The organism is Levilactobacillus spicheri DSM 15429 (assembly GCF_001435095.1).
Taxonomy (GTDB): domain Bacteria; phylum Bacillota; class Bacilli; order Lactobacillales; family Lactobacillaceae; genus Levilactobacillus; species Levilactobacillus spicheri.
In genome coordinates this window covers 18,099-36,450 of sequence record NZ_AZFC01000005.1, presented here as the reverse complement: position 1 = coordinate 36,450, position 18,352 = coordinate 18,099, and the positions used below count along the sequence as shown (strand labels likewise).

Genomic DNA, 18,352 nt, shown 5'->3' with positions numbered 1-18,352 from the left:
AACGAAAACGGGTCTGGGGCGCCGTTGATTGGTCCCAAACCCGTTGAAGGGGTTTATTTTTTAGCTTGTCGCTGTTGCTTGCGCTGTAAGTAGGCCTTGATCAGGTCCTGCTTATGGTGCTTGTGCTTGGCAGCGTCTTGCTTGTCCTTTTCCTGAATGCTGTTGACTTGGCCGGATGGGCCGACGTTGATACTCTTATGCATCTGCATGGGGGATTCCTCCGTTTCGATTCAACCTGCTCATTAGTATACCACGCCACCGCGTTATTCGGCCAAGGCTAGGTAGTCTTGCAGATAAGCGGCCAAACCGTCGTGGTCGTTGTCCAGTGGCGTCACGTCGTTGGCTAGGTGCTTGATGGGGTCCGTGGCGTTGCGCATCGCGACGCCCCAACCCGCGTAGTCCAGCATGGCGGCGTCGTTGTGCTCGTCACCGAAAGCCACGATGTTTTTGCGGGCGATGTGGTAGTGGTCGGCCAGGACTTCCACCCCGGTCGCCTTTTGAACGCCCTTAGCGCCCAACTCGACCACCGAGTTGGGGCCGCCCCAAGGTGCGGCGTCGATCTGGTCACCGAAATGGTGCTGCAGGTAGCTGAGCAATTGCGCCTGGTGCGCCCGGTCGACGGCGATGGTCAGGCTCGTCGGGTCCTGAGTGAGTGATTTTTGGTTGAGAATTTGGTTGCTTTGTAAGACGGACGGGAAGAAGCCCAGTTCGACCGGGTGATCTTTCACGGCGAGGAACAGGTCCTTGCCCTCGGCGGCAATCATGTTGATGCCGAGCTCCTGGCGGTGGGCCAAGAGGTCGAAGGCCACCGACTTATCGAAGGTGTACTGGTACTCGCCCGCCCAGTGTTGGCGGGGGACGTGACCGAGACTCCCGTTAAAGTTGATCATCGGACCGTCCAGCTGGAGCTGGTCATAGATGCCGGCGGACAGGCGGTTGGGCCGCCCGGTCACGATGCTGACCACGTGTCCCGCTTGGCGGGCAGCCCGGATGACCGCCTGGGTCTTGGGGCTGATCATGGCCGCATTGTTCAGGGTCGTGCCGTCTAAATCAAGCGCAATTAACTTTTGTTCCAAGAAGCACACCTCGCATTTTCTGAAATGATTAAGTCCTCCTAACTTACCACAAAACGCCGGGGATTGCGAGAATTTGTGACTAGTGCCCAGCCCCCCAAACGGGTATAATGGGGAACGGAAAACGGTGGGAGAACCGTTACATGTATGATGCAAATAAATTAGTTGTATTGAACAAAATGGAGGAATGACGGTGAAATTACCTGATGACTTTATCACCAAATATCAACGACTGCTGGGTGCGGAGGCGCCGGCCTTTCTGGCGGCACTGACGGAACCGGCGAATACGGCCGGCTACCGGGTCAATCCTGAACGGCAGGTCCCGGCAAAGTTGACCAGTGCGCCAACCGTTCCCTATGCGCCCTGGGGGTATTTCGGCACGGTAAAGGGCCGCAGCTTGGTCCATCAAAGCGGCACGGTCTACAGTCAGGAACCCAGCGCCATGTTCGTGGGGGCGACCGCCGCACCAGCCCGGGGCGAACGGGTCTTGGACCTCTGCGCGGCACCGGGAGGCAAAACGACGCACTTGGCGAGCTACCTGCAAGGCACCGGCCTGCTGGTGACCAACGAGATCAACCGCAAGCGGGTGCGGGTCCTGGCGGAAAACGTCGAACGGTTCGGCGTGGCCAACGCGCTGATCCTCAACGATTCGCCGGATACCCTGAGTCCCGTCTTCCCGGACTTCTTCGATAAGGTCCTGGTCGATGCGCCGTGTTCCGGTGAGGGGATGTTCCGCAAGGATCCCGGCGCCATGGACTACTGGTCCCTGGACTATGTGGATGAGTGTGCGGCCCGCCAGCGCGAGATTCTGACGGAGGCCGTTAAGATGGTCAAACCCGGTGGCCAGTTGATCTACTCGACCTGCACCTTCGCGCCGGAAGAGGACGAACAGATGATGGCCTGGCTGGTCAAGACCTTCCCGGACTTCCAGCTGGTGCCGGTCGAGAAGACCGGGGGCGTCATCGACGCCAAGCCAGAGTGGGCCGATGGCAACCCCGACCTGAAGAACGCGGCGCGCCTGTTCCCGAACCGCTTGCAGGGTGAGGGACACTTTGTGGCCAAACTGCAGCGCGCCACCACGGCCGAAGGGGTTCAGCCCCACGGTCAGGCCCACCTCGGGACCGCACTGACCGGCGAACAACGCCGGCTCTGGGCCGATTTTTCCCGGACGGTCCTGGGAGACGCTGCCCCGACCGGCGACCTGGTCACGATCAAGGACCAGCTCTTTGCCGTGCCGGCCAACTTGCCGGCGCTGAAGCACGCCCACGTCTTTCGTCCCGGGCTGCACCTGGGGACCTTTAAGAAGAACCGCTTCGAGCCGGCCTACGCGTTGGCCCTGGCCAGTGACCCGCAACGGGTGACCCAGACGCTGGCCATCGACCAGGACCAGTGGATCGCCTGGGTCCACGGCGAGGCGCTATCGTTGACCACGGCGCCTGCCAAGGGCTGGTACCTATTGACCTGTGACCACCAACCGGTCGGCTTTGGCAAGGTGGTGGGGCAGACGGTGAAGAACTTCTTCCCGAAGGGCCTGCGCTTCACCGTTTACCCGGACGACCTCGACTAGGGGACCGGGCCACGGATAGTGCCAGCTGGGCGGAAACTGTCGATTGCTTCCGTTTAGCTGGCCCCCCATGGCCAACCCTGCATCCATTCATTACACGATTAAAAAAGACCTTTTAGACTACCGGGCAATTGATTTCCGGGTGGTCTAAAAGGTCTTTTTCGTCGTGGTTCACTTATTTTAAGGGCAGGTGCCGTTGCTGGGCGTAAGCCTGCAAATCGTGTGCGTACAGCAGCGGTTGTTGGCGTAATGCCGCTAGATCGGTCACGCCGAGCAACGTCATGAGGGTCTTTAACTGGGCCTGCCAGTCCAGCAGTCGCTGGGTGGTGGTCGCGGCATCGGTCTTGATCAGGCTGTGGAGCACCTGACCGGCCGTTCCGACCACGTTGGCGCCCAGGGCCAGGGCCTTGGCGACGTCAAGAGGCGTGCGGACGCCGCCGGTCGCGATGACGGCCAGGTCCGGCACGGCTCGAGCCTCCAGCAAGGATTCGACCGTCGATTGCCCCCAACCGTCCAGGTAAGCCAGTTCCTTGTTTGGCCGGCGGAAGTTTTCGATGTCGATGAAGTTGGTGCCGCCGCGGCCGCCCAAGTCGACGTACTGGACGCCAACGCCGCGAAGCTGTTCGAGGGTCTCACGGGCCATGCCGAAGCCGACTTCCTTGACGATGACCGGCACGTCCAGCAGGGCCACGGTCTCACCGATACCGTCGAGCCAGCCGGTAAAGTCCCGGTCGCCCTCGGGCATCACGAGTTCCTGCGCGGCGTTCACGTGGAGCTCCAGGGCATCGGCGGCCAGCATGTCCACGGCCGCTTGGGCCTGGTGGGCGGTGTGCCCGGCGCCGATGTTGGCGAACACGATGCCGTCCGGGTTGTTTTCCCGTAGTGGGGTGAAGGTGGCCACGGCCGCGGCGTCCTTCAGGGCGATGCTCTGCGACCCGCTGGCCACGGCCATGCCGGTCTGTGCGGCGATGGTCCCCAGCTGGGCGTTGACCTGGCCGGTGCGGGGGCTGCCCCCCGTCATGGCTTCGATCATGATGGGCACGGGTAGGGTCAGGGCCCCCAACCGGGTGGTCAGGTCCACGGCGGCCACGGCCGTCTCGGGGAGGCTTTGGTGGACGAAGCGGAGCTGATCAAATTGGCTGGTCGCTTGGTCCGCGTAAAATTTTTCGGCAAGTGATAGGTGCTCATCCTTGCGGTGGGCGTGACGAGACAATACCATGGTCGGTCATCTCCTTAGTCGATAACGTGGTGAACGTTTAATTTGAGGGGTTCGATCCCGCGCTGTTCCCACTGGTGGAGGAGCGCGGCGAGGTCCTTGGCCGCGTCGATGATGACGATGCCGCAGTCCCCACCGCCGGCTCCGGACGACTTGGCCGCGCCGCCACTGGTGACCGCGGTGTCGCACATGGTCTTGAGCAGCTTGGTCTCAATCTGAACGTGGCTTTGGTGGGCCAACTGGTTCAGCAGTTGCCGGTTGACGGTGATCTCGCGTTGAATCGCGCCGAGGTCCCCGTCGTGAAAGCCCTGGATCATCCGGTGCAGGCAGTCACGGCTCTCCTCGAGAAAGCTGTGGTAACTGTGCCGCTGGGTGGCCTTGAAGAGGGCGATGCGGTCGACCAGGTGCGAGGTCGAGGCCGGGGAGCCGGTCCAGCCGATCAGTAAACGCAACGGTGCGGGCGGCGTCAATAATTCGATGTCGAGTCCCGGCCACTGCGCGTGTAACAGGTCGACCAGGCTCATCTCCCGGCGCGCGGAGGCCAACCAGTCGTGGTCGAACGCCCGGTAGGCGATCCAGCCACCGTAGACGGACGCGGCGATGTCGCCGAGTGAGCCGTTGCCCTGCACGTCCAGGTGGGCGATGGCGGCCAGCTTAAAGAGCTCACTTTGGCTGATGTCAATCTGGTAGAACCGGCAGAGGGCCTTGACGGTGGCAACGGTCACGGCGGCCGAAGAGCCCAGTCCGTACTTTTTTCCGTCCGCGCTGTCGAGCTCACTGTTGACGTTGAGGTGGTACATCCGCAGCGGCTTGCCCAGCGCCTGGGCGTACTGTTCCGTCAGGTGAATGGCGGATAGGATGTAGTGGAAGGGATTGTCCCGGTTATCAAAAACCAGTTCGGTTCCTTGGCGCTCCCAGTACAGGGAATTTTCTTGGTACTGTTTGGAGGCGATTTGACCGTAGTCGTCACTCTCCTCGATGGACACGGTCACAAACTGGTTAAGTGCCACGATAATGGCCGGATAACCCGGCTCGACGACGGCGTATTCGCCGGCAATATAGAGTTTTCCGGGTGCTTGGGCGGAAATCAAAGAATCAGGTCCCTTCTGCGATGTCAGGTCGCAATCAATTTAGTTCATTATTTTTTAATCGGTTAATGGTTCGGAAAGCCACTGCACGCCGGGGCCGGGGTGGGCCACCAGGACCCGGTCGGCGCCGAATTGGGCACTGAAACGCTGGGTGATGGTGGGCAGGTCGGCCGCCTGGCAGAAGACCTTGACGTTCGGACCGGCGTCCAGCGTGTAGTAGCAGGCCGTCCCGGCCGCGCGGAGGTCGCGCACCGTTTGCATGGCCGCTAAGCTGTCACCGTTGAAGTAGCTGTAGGCCGGCTGGGCGCTCAGGGTCAGCGCATGCATCCGCATGGCGTTGGACTCGAGGATCGTCCCCACGATCGGAAAGTCCTGAGCCAAAATGGCGGGTTTGATGGCCGCCAGATCTTGGGCCACGACTTGCCGCCAGGCCGGGTAATAGGGTGAGGTGGTCACGCTGGCCTGCATACCTTGACGGGAACTGACCTTTTTACGGTGCGGGTCTAAGACCAGGGCCACCATGGCGATGGGCCAAGTCACGTGTTCCTGGAAGGGCACCGCGTAGGACGTGGCGTCGTCGTGACCGGCTTGCCATTCGACGAAACCGCCGAAGATGGAGCGGGTCGCGGAGCCCGAGCCGCGCCGGGCCAACCGGGACAGGGCGGTCCTGTCGAGCGTCAGTCCGGCCGCGCGGCTCGCCGCGGCGGCCAGGGCCGCAAAGGCCGACGCCGAAGATGCCAGCCCCGCCGCGGTCGGCACGTGGTTCTGGGAGGTCACTTGGGCAAAGGTCGTTGTCTGGGCTTGATGGCGTACCAGGTCCAGGACGTGGCGCACCTTGCGGCTGGCGGTCGGGGACAACGACTGATGGTTCACCACGACCTGATCGGCAGTGAGCCGCTCGTCGAAGGTCACGGACGTGTCCGTATAGAACTGATCCAGGGTCAAAGACAGACTACTGGTCTGGGGAATGATCAGGTCGGTATCGGCCTTCCCCCAGTATTTGACCAACGCGATGTTGGTGTGTGCACGGGCAATGCTGGTTGGCATCAGGCGGGTTCCTCCTCGTGGTGTAAAACTTCGGTCCAGGTCGCGGTCGCACCGGCAGCGACCAGGGCGTGTTGCACGGCGGTCGCGCTGGCGGCGGTCGCACAGAGGGCGATCATACAGCCACCCATGCCACCCCCGGTCAGCTTGGCGCCTAGGGCCCCGTTGGCGCGGGCAACCGTGATCAAGTGGTCCAGTTCGGGGGAGCTAACGCCTAAACCGGCTAACTGTTCCTGTGCTGAATCAAGAATACCGCCTAAGCGGGTCATCTCGTTCGCCGCAAGGCAGTCTCTGGCCGCGTAACTTAGTTGACCTAACGTTTCGATTTGACGGTTGGTGGTGTCCGGTTGGGTGGTGTGGCGCCGGGCGACGGCGGCCACGGCCTGACCGGTCTGCCCCTTGATGCCGCTATCGGCGATGACCAGATACCCGGTTAAGTGGAAAGGAATCTGGCTGATCGTCTCGTGGGGAATCAGCCAAATGGGGACGGCGGAACTGGACGTCGCGGCGTCGATGCCGCTGGGGTTGCCGTGGGTGATTTTCTCCCCGATAGCGACCGTTTCCAAAAGCTCGTCACGGGTCAGGGGCCGGTCGAAGAACCGGTACATGGCGCGGGTGATGGCCACGTCGACGGCGGCCGAGGAGCCCATGCCCCGTTCGGCGGGCAGGTCACTGGTGATGGCCATGTGAAAGGGCGTTTGCTGGCCGTCAAAGCGCTCTAAGAGGGTCGTTATCAACTTAACGACCCCGGCTAATTGGCTGTTTAATTGGGCGATGGGGCCATCGAAGTAGCGACTAGCGATGGTTTGGCCCGCCGCGGTGGCCGTCATGGTGACGGTCGTGTTGACTGAAGTTAATGGAAGAGCAATGGCCGGTTGGCCGTAAACGACGCTGTGGTCGCCCAGCAGAATGATCTTGGCGTTGCTTTTTCCAATGACCGACTTCTTCAAGTGCGCTCGCTCACTTTCTATCTCGTTTTTTCCTACCAGAATATCATACGCTACTCGTTGATATTACGCTAGCTTTGCCGTTTAAAAACTGTTAAAGCGTTAAAAATTAACGCTTTCTATAACCTTTGTAAAGTAACCACTCGCCTTTGCGACCGGAAGCGTAGCGCTGGCGGCCTAAGTGGTGTATCATAGTGCCAGTTATAATCGCATTTGTGCAGAAATTGGTGAGCAGACATGGATCAAGACACGGTCTACGCGGTGGTGGACATCGAAACCACCGGTACCAGTGTGCAAGATGGCGATCGCATTATCCAAATCGGATGCGTTTTCGTCCAGCATAATCAAATCATTAATCACTTTACCACCGACGTGAACCCGCTGCGGGAGATTCCCGCGGCGATTACGCGGCTCACGGGGATCTCGAACCACCGGGTACGGCACGCGCCGTTGTTCGACGACGTGGCGGGGACGTTGTACAGCCTGTTGACCAAGACGGTCTTCGTGGCCCACAACGTCAATTTTGACCTGCCCTTCATTAACGCCGAACTGTCCCGGGTCGGCTATCCCGAGCTGGAGATTGAGGCCCTGGATACGGTGTCCCTCAGTCAGATCTTACTGCCCACGGCCCCCAGCTTTCGCCTGCGGGACCTGAGCGGATACTTCAACATCGAGCACGACAGCCCCCATTCCGCCGATAGCGACGCCGGGGCGACCGCGGAACTCTTCATCTTCCTGTTCCGGCGGTTGCGGGCGTTGCCGCTGGTGACGCTGCAGCAGATGATCGACTTAAACGCGGACCTGCCGCGGCAGACCGCGCGGCTCTTCACCGTGGCCCGGGACCTGAACACCCGGCAGCCCCGGAAGTTGCCGGATTACCTGTACGTCAAGAATGGCTTGGCGCTGCGGAAGGTCCCGGAACCGGAACCGACGCCACTGAGTGCGCCGGTCAAGTACCCCAAGACCAAGAAGCAGAAACAAAAGCTGATGCCGGAGAACCTGGAATGGCGCGCCGAGCAGGCCAAGATGATGAATTACATCTATAATAATTACGCGCAGGCCGACCAACATCCGGTCAAGCAGATGGTGGTCGAGGCGCCGACCGGGATCGGTAAGAGCCTGGGCTACACCTTGCCGATGGCCTACCTGGGGCAGACCGGGCGGCCGGTCGTCATCAGTACGGCCACCACGTTGTTACAGGAACAGTTAATGGAACAGACCATTCCGCTCCTGAAGCAGATCGTACCGTTTCCAATCAACGCCGTCATCGTGAAGGGCAGTCGCCACTACCTGGACCTCCAACGGTTCGTGACCACGCTGGCGTTGGACGAGACGTCCAAGCAGACCCAGCTATTAAAGCTGCGGTTACTGGTCTGGCTGACCATGACCACGACCGGGGACCTCGACGAGCTGCACCTGGCCACCTACCGGGCGCCGTACTTCCAGGAGATCATGCACGAGGGTGGCCTGAGCGCCGATAACCCGTTCTACGACGACGACTTCCTGCGCCGCCGGGACGCGGCGCTGACGCACGCCCAGTTCGTAGTGGTCAACCACGCTTACCTGAGTGAGCACGCGCGGGAATTAGGCGCCCAGCTCGACCGGCCGTATCTGGTCATCGACGAGGCCCAGCACCTGTCCGACAGCACCTTACGGCAGCGGCGGACTCAGGTGAAGTTCGCGCAAATCGTGAACGAACTCCACCACGTCCAGCGCGATATCGGCCGGGAAATTGGGCCGAACCTGTTGGCCCTGTTCGCTAACGACCAGGCCACCACTAACACCATCAATGACTTGCAGGCCACGACCGAGCGGCTGGAGACGGCGCTAAAGGCCGTCTTGAACCAGTTGTTCCTGAAATTCTTAGCGGCCAAACGGGGCAACGCGCAGAACGCCCCCATCGAGGAACTGGTCCCGGCGACGGACCTGCACCAGCAGGCCCAGCAGCTTCAGGCCCCGTTACAGCAGTTAGCCCAGGGCGATACGGCCATCATGGCGCAACTGGGCGCACTGCGGGACGCCTTTGACCAGGCGCACGACCGCTTCGTGGCGTCGCAACGGTACCTGTTCGAGCGGTTGGACACGCGGCTGCACGTGATCGACGAGCTGCTCCAACGGCTATTAGGCATCTTCGAGCAGGCCAAACCGACCACGACCAGTAACCTGTTCTGGGTGACCATCAACCACGTGGGCGACCGGGGCAGCCTGGAGTTGGCCAGTGGGTTACTGGCGACCCAGGGCTTCTTACAGGAGCGCATCTATGACGCTTATCAACCGGTCCTGTTGACGGGGGCCACGCTGTTCTCGTCGGGACGGTCGCAGTACGTCTTAGACCAGTTCGACCTGGACCGGCAGACCACGACGACCCACCGGATGCGCAGCAGCTTCGACTACGCGACGCAATCCCAGTTGTTGATCGCTAACGCGGGGCCCAACCTGTCCCGGGTGGCCCCCGACGATTACGTGACCTACCTGGTTGGGGCGATCACCCAGTTGGCCGGGGCGGTGCACAAGCAAACGCTGATTCTGTTCAATTCGTTACACGTGATCGAACGGGTCTACGAGCAGCTGACCCAGCAGCCGGAATTTGCCCAGCGCGAGGTCTTAGCGCAGGGCATCAGCGGGAGCCGGGAACGGATCGCCAAGCGGTTCGCGACCGGCACCGACTCGGTGTTGTTGGGGGCGGCCAGCTTCTGGGAGGGCATCGACCTGCCGGAAGAACAACTGGAACTGCTGATTGTGACGCGGTTACCGTTCGATTCGCCGGACCGGGTCTTCGTGAAGGCCAACTACGCCCGGCTGGAGGCGCAGGGCAAGAACCCGTTCTATAACGCCGCCTTGCCGGCCGCCACGCTGAAGTTACGGCAGGGGGTTGGCCGGTTGATTCGGACGCCGCGCGACCACGGGGCCGTGGTGATCCTGGATCAACGGCTGGTGGAACGCCAGTACGGGCAAAGCATCTTGCGGGCGCTGCCGGCGGACATGCCGCAAACGACCGGGGACGTGGGGGAGCTCACCCAAGCATTGGTTAAGTTTTTTGAAAAGACACCCACCACGCCGGTGACGCCTCCCGAAGTTTGATATAATAAGAATAATTTGAATTTCTGATAAGGGAGTACGATGGCATTGATGAGACAACAGTACCAACAACGCCGGCGACCACGCCGGTGGGGCCTTCTGACGATCCTGGTGGTCGTGCTGGTCCTCCTTTTGGGCGGGGGCTACGTGATCCATCGCGCGACCAAGCCGTTCAATTCGGCCCAGACGCACGCCGTTAAGGTCGCCAAGTCGGCGGGCAAGCTGACGACGACCACGAACTTTTACTGGACGAACCTGGATACCACCTACTACACCGTGGCCGGGCAGAACAAGGCCAAGCAAAAGGTCTACGCCATCGTGCCGAAGACCGGCACCGACGTCACGGTGCTGAAACAAAGCGCGGGGCTCTCGCGCAACGCAGTCCTGCAACGGGTCTGGCAACGCAACCCCAAGAAGGTGTTGTCGGCGGCCCTGAGTATCTTTAATGGCAAGCCGGCCTGGCAGGTCAGTTACCTGAACAAGGCGGGCAAGCTGTGCTACCTGACCTTCCAATACAGTAATGGCAAGGTCCTGCAACAGATCGAAAACATTTAGTCAGTCGAGGAGGTCGTTTTATGCGACAATTGTCCCAGCGGGCCCAGGCAGTGCGGCCCTCAGCAACCTTACAGGCGTCTCAACGCGCGAAAGACTTACAGGCGGGGGGCGTCGACGTCATCAACCTGGGTGTCGGGCAGCCGGACTTTCCGACCCCCGCACCCATCAAGGCCGCGACCATCGAGGCCATCGAGCAAAACCAGGTCGACGGCTACACCGCCACACCGGGCGTGCTGCCGTTGCGTCAGGCCGTGGCCGACCGCCTCGCCGATACGCAAGACGTCCACGTGACGGCCAACCAGGTGGTGGTGACCACCGGGGCCAAGCTGGCGTTATACGCGCTCTTTCAGGTGTTGATCGATCCCGGTGACGAGGTCTTGCTGCCGGCGCCTTACTGGGTCAGTTATGCCGAACAGGTCAAGCTAGCGGGCGGGGTACCCGTCGAGGTGGCCCCAACGGCCAGCCTCAAGGTCACCCCGGACCAGCTGGAACGGGCGGTCACGGCCAAGACGGTGGCCATCGTTTTAAATTCGCCGCAGAATCCGAGCGGGGTGGTCTACACGCCGGCGGAACTGCAGGCGATTGGCGACTGGGCGGTCCAACACGACCTCTGGATCGTGGCCGACGAAATTTACGGGGAATTGGTCTATGATCAGCCGACCCCGATTCCGTCGATGCTGACGTTGGGAGCGGCCGTTCAAGACCACACCATCGTGATCAACGGGGTCTCCAAGACCTACGCCATGACCGGTTGGCGAATTGGTTGGGCCGTGGGGCCGGCCGACCTGATGGCGACCATGACGCGGGCGTTGTCCCACATGACGGGCAACACCGCGGCGGTCAGCCAGGCGGCGGCCTTGGCCGCGTTGACCGGTGATCAGGCGCCGGTGGCCCGGATGAAGGCCAGTTTCAAGGAACGGCTCGACGCCGTGTACCCGTTACTGGCGGCGCTGCCGGGGTTCGACTTGCCGCAGAAGCCGGCGGGGGCCTTTTACCTGTTCCCCGACGTGCAGGCGGCCATGACGGCCAAGCACTGCGCGACGACCGCTGATTTGGTTGACCGTATCTTGAATGAGGCGCACGTCGCGGTGGTCGCGGGCGAGGCCTTCGGGTTGCCCCACCACCTGCGAATCAGCTACGCGACCGATAAGGCGACGCTGCTGACGGCGATGGCCCGACTGAAGACGTTTATGGAAAACGAATGATAAATGAGAAACGACCGAACAACGGTCCGCGGCATAACTAGCGGGGCCGTTGTTTGTGTCTGTGGGAGGAATAACGATGGACGACTTTACCCGACGATACGTGCAGGCGGGCCAGACCAGCGTGGCCAACTTTTTGTTGGACCACTTTCGGGAGGTGGGGATGACCACCGACCAGTTGCTGGTGTACCTGCAGATTAGACGGCTGATGGACCAGGGCCACCCGTGGCCGGACGCGGAAACCATGGCGGAACACTTAGGCTGGGACGTGCAGCGGGTCTATCAGGTGCTGCACGAACTGATTGCCCAGAAGCTGATGGCGCTGGGCAGCGTGACCGACGCACAGGGGCAGCAACAGGATACCTATGATTTTCAGCTGTTGCTCGAGAAGCTGAGCCAGGTAGCGGTCCACGAACGGGTGGCCCAGGAGGTCCCGACCACGACCGCGCAACCAGCGGCGCCGGCAAAACAGGCGGAGTCGCAACGGGTGGCCGTGTTTAACCAGATCGAGCAGGAATTTGGGCGGCCGTTGTCGCCGATTGAGATGGAGACCATCAACGATTGGTTGAAGCAGGACCACTACCAACCGGAGCTGATCCAGTTGGCGCTGAAGGAGTCCGTTTTGAATCAGGTCTATAACTTGAAGTACATGGACCGCATCCTGGGTAACTGGGAGAAGAAAAACTTACGGACGGCCGCGCAGGTCCAACAGGAACGGGCGCGTCAGGCCGACCGGCAGGCACCGAAGGCGGGCGCCCCGGGTAACGGGGGCGATTCAACGATTCCGGACGTGCCGATTTTTAAGTTAACGGATTAGGTGAAGGGGTCGCGATGCGAGAGTACGCGGCCTTTTTTGATGGGAGAATGAGATGAAAATCAGTTTAGACGATATTTTACGTGTCAGGGTGAACAGGGATTGGCATTCGAAGAATTTTTAGGTATGCTGGGGTCATGGTCAAAACACAAGTTAATGAAAAACGGCGATTTTGGAATTTTAAAAGGTTGATATACCGGGATTTGTTTAGTGTATTCCCCACACGTGTGGGGGTGATCCTTCGGTTCGCATCGACGAAATGAGCAAACACACGTATTCCCCACACGTGTGGGGGTGATCCCGACAAGCCAAACAGCCGTTTGAGTGCCAGTGCGTATTCCCCACACGTGTGGGGGTGATCCCTAGCCCACGCTGATGTGCCGTTCCCCATCATGGTATTCCCCACACGTGTGGGGGTGATCCCGATATTAAGGGACTTACGTGGGACGACCTGGCGTATTCCCCACACGTGTGGGGGTGATCCTCCGTGGTCACGAACTGAACGAGCAGCCTATCAGTATTCCCCACACGTGTGGGGGTGATCCTGGCGTTATGCGTTTCACAAGTACAAAAAGCGGGTATTCCCCACACGTGTGGGGGTGATCCCGAAGGTGTACTTCCCCATCATGTGCGCCATGAGTATTCCCCACACGTGTGGGGGTGATCCTGCCCGGCCGCTCTCTGCTGTGATGAGTGGCACGTATTCCCCACACGTGTGGGGGTAATTCTGGTGAGGTACCTGTGATTTTATTGTCGGCCCAGTATTCCCCACATGTGTGAGGGTGGTTTCTAACAGGGGTCTTTGTCCAGCTTGCAAGCAAATTATTCCCACTCATGTGGGAGTAATTTCCATCCATTTTCCCCGTCCATCACGTGTATTACGTATTTCCTCCACATGTAAGGGGCAGTATTCTTCATACGAAACAGCAAGTATCCGAGGAAGATTAGATAGAAATGCCTTGAAAGTTCTGAACCTTAACCGAGGATCAGAACTTTTTATGTATCATGGAAACGATGCAAGTCAGCTTAAGCAACTATTTATTTGGCAGAATGCGCTGTGATTGGCAGCCGTAATATTCTAAGGTATGCTAGGCCTACGCTTTAGAACCGAACGTTTTTGCTTCCTGAAAAATTGATGCATTGGAGACTACGGAGTATGAAGAATGTCCTCGAATATGCAACGTGGTACTAAGCGTTAGAAATGAATATTTATTAGAACGTAAACCATTACATTGCAGAATTAGAATAACAGTGTAACTGATAAGCGAACTACTTGTGAAGAGGATTTTCACTGAAATGTTTAAAAGAGGAGCTGATAAAAATGACCCCATCCCTGTTAGCAGCGACTTTATGGGCAAAAAAAAGAACCGAAGAGGGTAGTCAACAATGGCTACCATTAATAGTCCATTTAAACGATACTCAGCAAGTAATTAATTGGCTGTTTAATCATTGGCTAGTTGAAGGACAAAAGCGGCTTCTAAGACAATGTTTAACAGATGAAGCGCTCCAACGACTGATTAAGTTTTTAGGATTCTCACACGATTTAGGGAAAGCAACTCCCGCCTTTCAAACGAAGAAGTCGTTTGAGGGAGACAAATCACTTGATCATGAATTGTTAGAAAAATTAATCCGTGCAGGCTATCGGGGGCTAAACTGCTTGGACCTAGCCTCAGCGAACAAGTCGCCTCACGCGCGAGCCGGGGAAGCACTTCTTTATGATCAAGGGGTTCCCGAATCCATCTGTGCCATCGTGGGCGGGCACCATGGAAAGCCGGAGAGCCGCGGTCCTTACGACCAAATCGATACATATACCGCTAATTTCCTTCAAGCGGACAAAAATCAAAAGACACAACAACGCTGGCAACGCGTCCAAAAGGAACTCTTTACTTATGGATTGCGGTCTTCGGGGTACCAGTCAGTGACCGAAATACCAACGGTTGGTCAGCCGGAAGCGGTTCTACTAGAGGGACTGCTGATTATGGCCGACTGGTTGGCCTCCAGTGAGTACCTCGATGATCAGCAGAAAATCCCCATGTTTCCCTTAATTGGCTTGGACCAGGACTGGCAAGATCTGAATCTGACGGCCCGTTACCAACAGGCCATCACGGCGTGGAACCTAGATGGCCGGTGGGTGTCAGCTCAAGTCGACCCGCAACGGATTTATCAAGAGCGCTGGGGATTCGACCCGCGTCCCGTGCAGGCTCAAATGACAGCGGCTATCGGCGCGGCCATCGATCCGGGCTTAGCCATCATTGAGGCCCCCATGGGGATGGGGAAAACGGAACTCGCCTTAGCGTCCGTTGAACAGTGGGCCTATACGACGGGGCGGAATGGTCTGTTCATGGGTTTACCGACTCAGGCGACAACGAACGCGATGTTTGACCGGGTGACCGGCTGGCTTAAAAAGTTGAATCCGACCGGTCAGCCCTTTGAAGTGGCCCTGACCCATGGTAAGTATCGCTATAACCTGAGCTATCAGAAGTTACCCCGGGCCATCGGCGTCTATGAAACGGCTGATGATCAGGCAGGTGGGGTCGTCGTCAACAGCTGGTTCCGGGGCAAAAAGGCCATGCTGGCGGAGTTCGCGATTGGAACCATCGATAATCTGCTGCGCATGGGTCTTAAGCAGAAACACCTGTTTCTCCGACATTTAGGGTTTAGTCAGAAGGTCGTTGTGATTGATGAAGTCCACGCCTACGACGCCTACATGAACCAATATCTCTACAAAGCCTTGCAGTGGTTGGGCGTTTATCACGTGCCAGTGGTGATCCTGTCAGCCACGCTCCCTAAAGACAAGCGTAACGAGTTGGTGAAGGCCTACCTGCGAGGAAAGTATGGCGCCAAGTATCACCACTTCTTGGAGGCGCCGGATGGGTGGCAGGAAGCCACCGCCTACCCACTCCTCAGTTTAATAGATGGTCCTAAACTGACTCAGGTGACGGACTTTTCGAAAAAAAGTGATCGGGAGCTCTTAAAGGTTCGGGTTCAACGTTTCTCGGGGGACGATGCGGCTGTCATTCAGTCGGTATTGACGCAGCTGAAAGATGGTGGGATTGCGGGCGTCATCGTGAACACGGTCAAACGGGCTCAAGCCTTGGCGCAACTGATTCCCGACGACGTCCCCGTGATGTTGCTGCATTCGGCCTTTTTGGCCACTGACCGGGCCGCGCAGGAAAGGACCATCCAGACAGCTATCGGCAAAAACGCCCACCGACCGGAAAAGTTGGTAGTAATTGGCACACAGGTTCTGGAGCAATCACTCGATATTGATTTTGATATCTTATATACCGATATTGCGCCCATGGACTTGCTGCTGCAGCGGGTGGGACGGTTACATCGGCATTCACTAACGCGTCCGGCAGCGTTGCGGCAGCCCCAGCTAGTTGTACTGGGAACTGCGGATCCCGCGGATTATGGGGATGCCAACGAAGCCATTTACGGCCGTTATCTATTGATGAAGACCGACCATTTTTTAGGCCAGACACTCGCGATTCCAGACGATATTTCCCGACTGGTTCAGCAGGTCTATGATGCGACGACGGATACGGCCATTCCGAACATTGATGCGGCCAGAGATGCGTTTGAAACGGCACTTGAGCAGGAAAAGAAGAAGGCGAAGGTCTTTCAGATTGACTCCCCAAAGACGCGTCCCCAGGCGACCATCCATGGTTGGTTGGATCGCAGCCCGAAATTTCGGGGCACCAACTACGAAGAACAAGCCAACGCTGCGGTGCGGGACATCCGGGAAACCATCGAAGTCATCCTGGTGCAACGCACGCGCCAAGGAGTGTGCCTATTGGATGGACGACCGCTTGGAGGCACCGAGTCGAGCGAGATTGCCCAGCAAACGTTGCGACTCCCCGTGGCGGTGACGCCGCAGATTGCAGCGGCCATTCAGGAATTAGAGACCGCAACGGCACATAATTTCGCGAATTGGCAGGCGGATCCCTGGTTACGGGGGTCGTTGGCGCTGATCTTGAATCGAGAGGGGGTGGCCACGCTAGGAAAATGGCGGTTGACCTATTCTCGTCAACTGGGACTTAGATATGAAAAGGAGGATGATCATGGCTCAAAGCTTTAATTTGGTGACGGATCCGTGGCTACGGGTCGTCGACCGGACGACGAATCAGACCCAAACTGTCTCGCTGGACGAGTTCTTTCGGCACGCTCAGGACTACCGGCAGTTGGCCGGTGATATGCGGACACAGGATCTGACAATTCTACGTTTTTTACTGGCCATTTTGACGACCGTTTACTCACGGTTAGACGCGGATGATCAGCCGTACGACTGGCTGACCATCGATCAGGCTACATCGGAAGTCCGCGCAACGGATGAGGACGCATTCGATACTGAGGCTCTCTGGGAAACTTGGGAGCAGCTTTCCCATGCCGGCCACTTTTCGGCCAGCGTGACCCGCTACTTACAGCAACACCTTGACCGATTTGACCTATTTGGTGCGCAGCCCTTTTACCAGGTAACGGCCGCGGAATATGATGCGGTTGTCCCCACCAAAAAGCGGGTCGCTACCGGAACGGGCCAGGTGGCGATTAAGCAGATCAATCGACGAATTTCGGAAAGTGCCAATTCACCGGCGCTGTTTGCCCCCAAGACGGCAGATACCAAAAATGACATTGAGCTGGCTGACTTGGCCCGTTGGCTGATTACCTACCAAAACTTCACGGGGGTCACTGATAAGACCAAGATTGAAACAACGGAGAAGTTTTCGAATCCGGCCGGTTGGACGTATCGGTTGAATCCCGTATTCGCTCAGGGAGATTCGCTGTTTGAAAGCCTCCTGCTGAACTTAGTTTTAGTGGGACCGACAGTCTCGGATGAGGTCGTCCAGCAACGGCCGGTCTGGGAGTCCCCATCCCTACAGGCCTACGTCGATCAGCGCAGAAAGCAGCTGTTGCCCGATAATTTGGCAGCGCTGTATACGGATTGGTCACGCCTTCTCCATCTGGAGTGGGATGACCAGGGGCATGTCCAGATCTTTAGTGCGGGGCTGCCAATGTACAGTGCAGAAGGCGCCCTGATCGAACCCATGACCACTTGGCGTTGGGATAAAAAGATTGCGACCTTCCGCCCAGCAGCCCAGAGCCTGCACTCTTTGGGAAAGGCCATGTGGCAAAACTTTGGGCAATACGTGAAGGTGACGCAAAGTGACCAGGATCACGAACCCGACCTGGTGCGCTGGTTACAGGATCTAAAGGACCGCGGCTTGATTCCGCGGACGTAACCCTTGAATCTGGTTTCGGTGGCGCTGATTAGCGATGGTAACGCAACGTCACAATCGCCCGCGGTCGAGGTTGCCGATGATTTGCGCTTACAGGCTGCCGTGCTCCTCGATACCGACCCGACGTTTCAACGCCGGTGGCCGGTGCGTATCGAGGACACGATTCAGCTGACCCAAGCCATCGGAACGGACTATTATCATTTTGCAACGGACGTGGCGCAGATTCGTAACCTGGACAAACGACTATTTGCGAGTGGCCTGAGTGCAAAATTTTATGAACGGTTAAATGCTCCCTTCAAAGCCTGGTTAGCGGGCTTGAGTGGGGACGATGACCGTGACCAGAAGATTACTGACTGGAAGCAGACTCTTCAAACGCTCGTTTATCGGTCACTGGATGACGTTCTACAGAATACGACACCACGGGATGTCACGGGCATTGAGACCGACCACGGCCTGCTGAATATCTTCACGGCAAGTAACCGTTTGAGAATCAATGTTAGTCAACACTTGGATGCACCGAAGGGATGAACCACA

Annotated in this window: 12 protein-coding genes, 1 pseudogene and 1 CRISPR repeat array; of the genes and pseudogenes, 7 read left to right on the top strand and 6 right to left on the bottom strand. The window is 58.4% G+C overall.

Going from position 1 to position 18,352, the window contains the following annotated elements; translation table 11 throughout:
• Positions 1-53: 53 nt before the first annotated feature.
• Both FD37_RS12740 and FD37_RS02460 read right to left on the bottom strand, forming a co-directional pair.
• A complete protein-coding gene (locus FD37_RS12740) occupies positions 54-209 on the bottom strand; it encodes a hypothetical protein (RefSeq protein WP_156153301.1) in 156 nt (51 codons plus the stop codon).
• A gap of 54 nt (positions 210-263) precedes the next feature.
• Positions 264-1,076, bottom strand: a complete 813-nt coding sequence (locus FD37_RS02460) for a Cof-type HAD-IIB family hydrolase (RefSeq protein WP_045806644.1) — start codon at positions 1,074-1,076, stop codon at positions 264-266.
• A gap of 190 nt (positions 1,077-1,266) precedes the next feature.
• Here FD37_RS02460 and FD37_RS02455 point away from each other — a divergent pair, with 190 nt between their 5' ends.
• Positions 1,267-2,640 (top strand): RsmF rRNA methyltransferase first C-terminal domain-containing protein, encoded by a 1,374-nt coding sequence (locus FD37_RS02455; RefSeq protein ID WP_056963244.1) that lies wholly within the window; start codon positions 1,267-1,269, stop codon positions 2,638-2,640.
• A 172-nt stretch (positions 2,641-2,812) separates the two neighbouring features.
• Here FD37_RS02455 and fni read toward each other — a convergent pair whose 3' ends face one another.
• Genes fni through mvk form a run of 4 tightly spaced genes read right to left on the bottom strand, consistent with a single transcriptional unit; the run spans position 2,813 to position 6,935 of the window.
• On the bottom strand, positions 2,813-3,856 hold the full coding sequence (gene fni / locus FD37_RS02450) for a type 2 isopentenyl-diphosphate Delta-isomerase (protein WP_056963209.1): 1,044 nt from the start codon (positions 3,854-3,856) through the stop codon (positions 2,813-2,815).
• 14 nt (positions 3,857-3,870) lie between these two features.
• The gene (locus FD37_RS02445; RefSeq protein WP_045806642.1) at positions 3,871-4,944 is read right to left on the bottom strand and encodes a phosphomevalonate kinase; all 1,074 of its coding nucleotides are present in this window, start codon (positions 4,942-4,944) and stop codon (positions 3,871-3,873) included.
• A gap of 54 nt (positions 4,945-4,998) precedes the next feature.
• The gene (gene mvaD / locus FD37_RS02440; protein WP_056963207.1) at positions 4,999-5,988 is read right to left on the bottom strand and encodes a diphosphomevalonate decarboxylase; all 990 of its coding nucleotides are present in this window, start codon (positions 5,986-5,988) and stop codon (positions 4,999-5,001) included.
• Positions 5,988-6,935, bottom strand: a complete 948-nt coding sequence (mvk, locus tag FD37_RS02435) for a mevalonate kinase (protein WP_056963205.1) — start codon at positions 6,933-6,935, stop codon at positions 5,988-5,990. The genes mvaD and mvk overlap by 1 nt, the downstream gene beginning before the upstream one ends.
• A gap of 234 nt (positions 6,936-7,169) precedes the next feature.
• Here mvk and FD37_RS02430 point away from each other — a divergent pair, with 234 nt between their 5' ends.
• The 6 genes and pseudogenes from FD37_RS02430 (at position 7,170) to FD37_RS02405 (ending at position 18,346) form a co-directional block, all read left to right on the top strand.
• Positions 7,170-10,013: a helicase C-terminal domain-containing protein gene (locus FD37_RS02430; protein ID WP_045806639.1), complete on the top strand. Its 2,844-nt coding sequence runs from the start codon at positions 7,170-7,172 to the stop codon at positions 10,011-10,013.
• A gap of 39 nt (positions 10,014-10,052) precedes the next feature.
• On the top strand, positions 10,053-10,565 hold the full coding sequence (locus FD37_RS02425; RefSeq protein WP_045806638.1) for a cell wall elongation regulator TseB-like domain-containing protein: 513 nt from the start codon (positions 10,053-10,055) through the stop codon (positions 10,563-10,565).
• A 20-nt stretch (positions 10,566-10,585) separates the two neighbouring features.
• On the top strand, positions 10,586-11,770 hold the full coding sequence (locus tag FD37_RS02420; protein WP_056963202.1) for a pyridoxal phosphate-dependent aminotransferase: 1,185 nt from the start codon (positions 10,586-10,588) through the stop codon (positions 11,768-11,770).
• Between the two features lie 76 nt (positions 11,771-11,846).
• Positions 11,847-12,584 (top strand): DnaD domain protein, encoded by a 738-nt coding sequence (locus tag FD37_RS02415; protein ID WP_056963200.1) that lies wholly within the window; start codon positions 11,847-11,849, stop codon positions 12,582-12,584.
• A 209-nt stretch (positions 12,585-12,793) separates the two neighbouring features.
• A CRISPR array of direct repeats spans positions 12,794-13,370; the repeat unit is 28 nt; unit sequence GTATTCCCCACACGTGTGGGGGTGATCC.
• Positions 13,371-13,902: 532 nt separating this feature from the next.
• Positions 13,903-16,662: a CRISPR-associated helicase/endonuclease Cas3 gene (locus tag FD37_RS02410; protein WP_056963198.1), complete on the top strand. Its 2,760-nt coding sequence runs from the start codon at positions 13,903-13,905 to the stop codon at positions 16,660-16,662.
• Positions 16,628-18,346: pseudogene (locus tag FD37_RS02405) on the top strand (type I-E CRISPR-associated protein Cse1/CasA). Before FD37_RS02410 ends, FD37_RS02405 begins: the two are co-directional and overlap by 35 nt.
• Positions 18,347-18,352 lie beyond the last annotated feature (6 nt).

Coding starts and splice junctions, on each gene's coding strand:
- fni (WP_056963209.1), bottom strand. CDS start 3,856: ATGGTATTGTCTCGTCACGCCCACCGCAAGGATGAGCACCTATCACTT.
- FD37_RS02410 (WP_056963198.1), top strand. CDS start 13,903: ATGACCCCATCCCTGTTAGCAGCGACTTTATGGGCAAAAAAAAGAACC.
- FD37_RS02425 (WP_045806638.1), top strand. CDS start 10,053: ATGGCATTGATGAGACAACAGTACCAACAACGCCGGCGACCACGCCGG.
- FD37_RS02415 (WP_056963200.1), top strand. CDS start 11,847: ATGGACGACTTTACCCGACGATACGTGCAGGCGGGCCAGACCAGCGTG.
- FD37_RS02420 (WP_056963202.1), top strand. CDS start 10,586: ATGCGACAATTGTCCCAGCGGGCCCAGGCAGTGCGGCCCTCAGCAACC.
- FD37_RS02430 (WP_045806639.1), top strand. CDS start 7,170: ATGGATCAAGACACGGTCTACGCGGTGGTGGACATCGAAACCACCGGT.
- FD37_RS12740 (WP_156153301.1), bottom strand. CDS start 209: ATGCAGATGCATAAGAGTATCAACGTCGGCCCATCCGGCCAAGTCAAC.
- mvaD (WP_056963207.1), bottom strand. CDS start 5,988: ATGCCAACCAGCATTGCCCGTGCACACACCAACATCGCGTTGGTCAAA.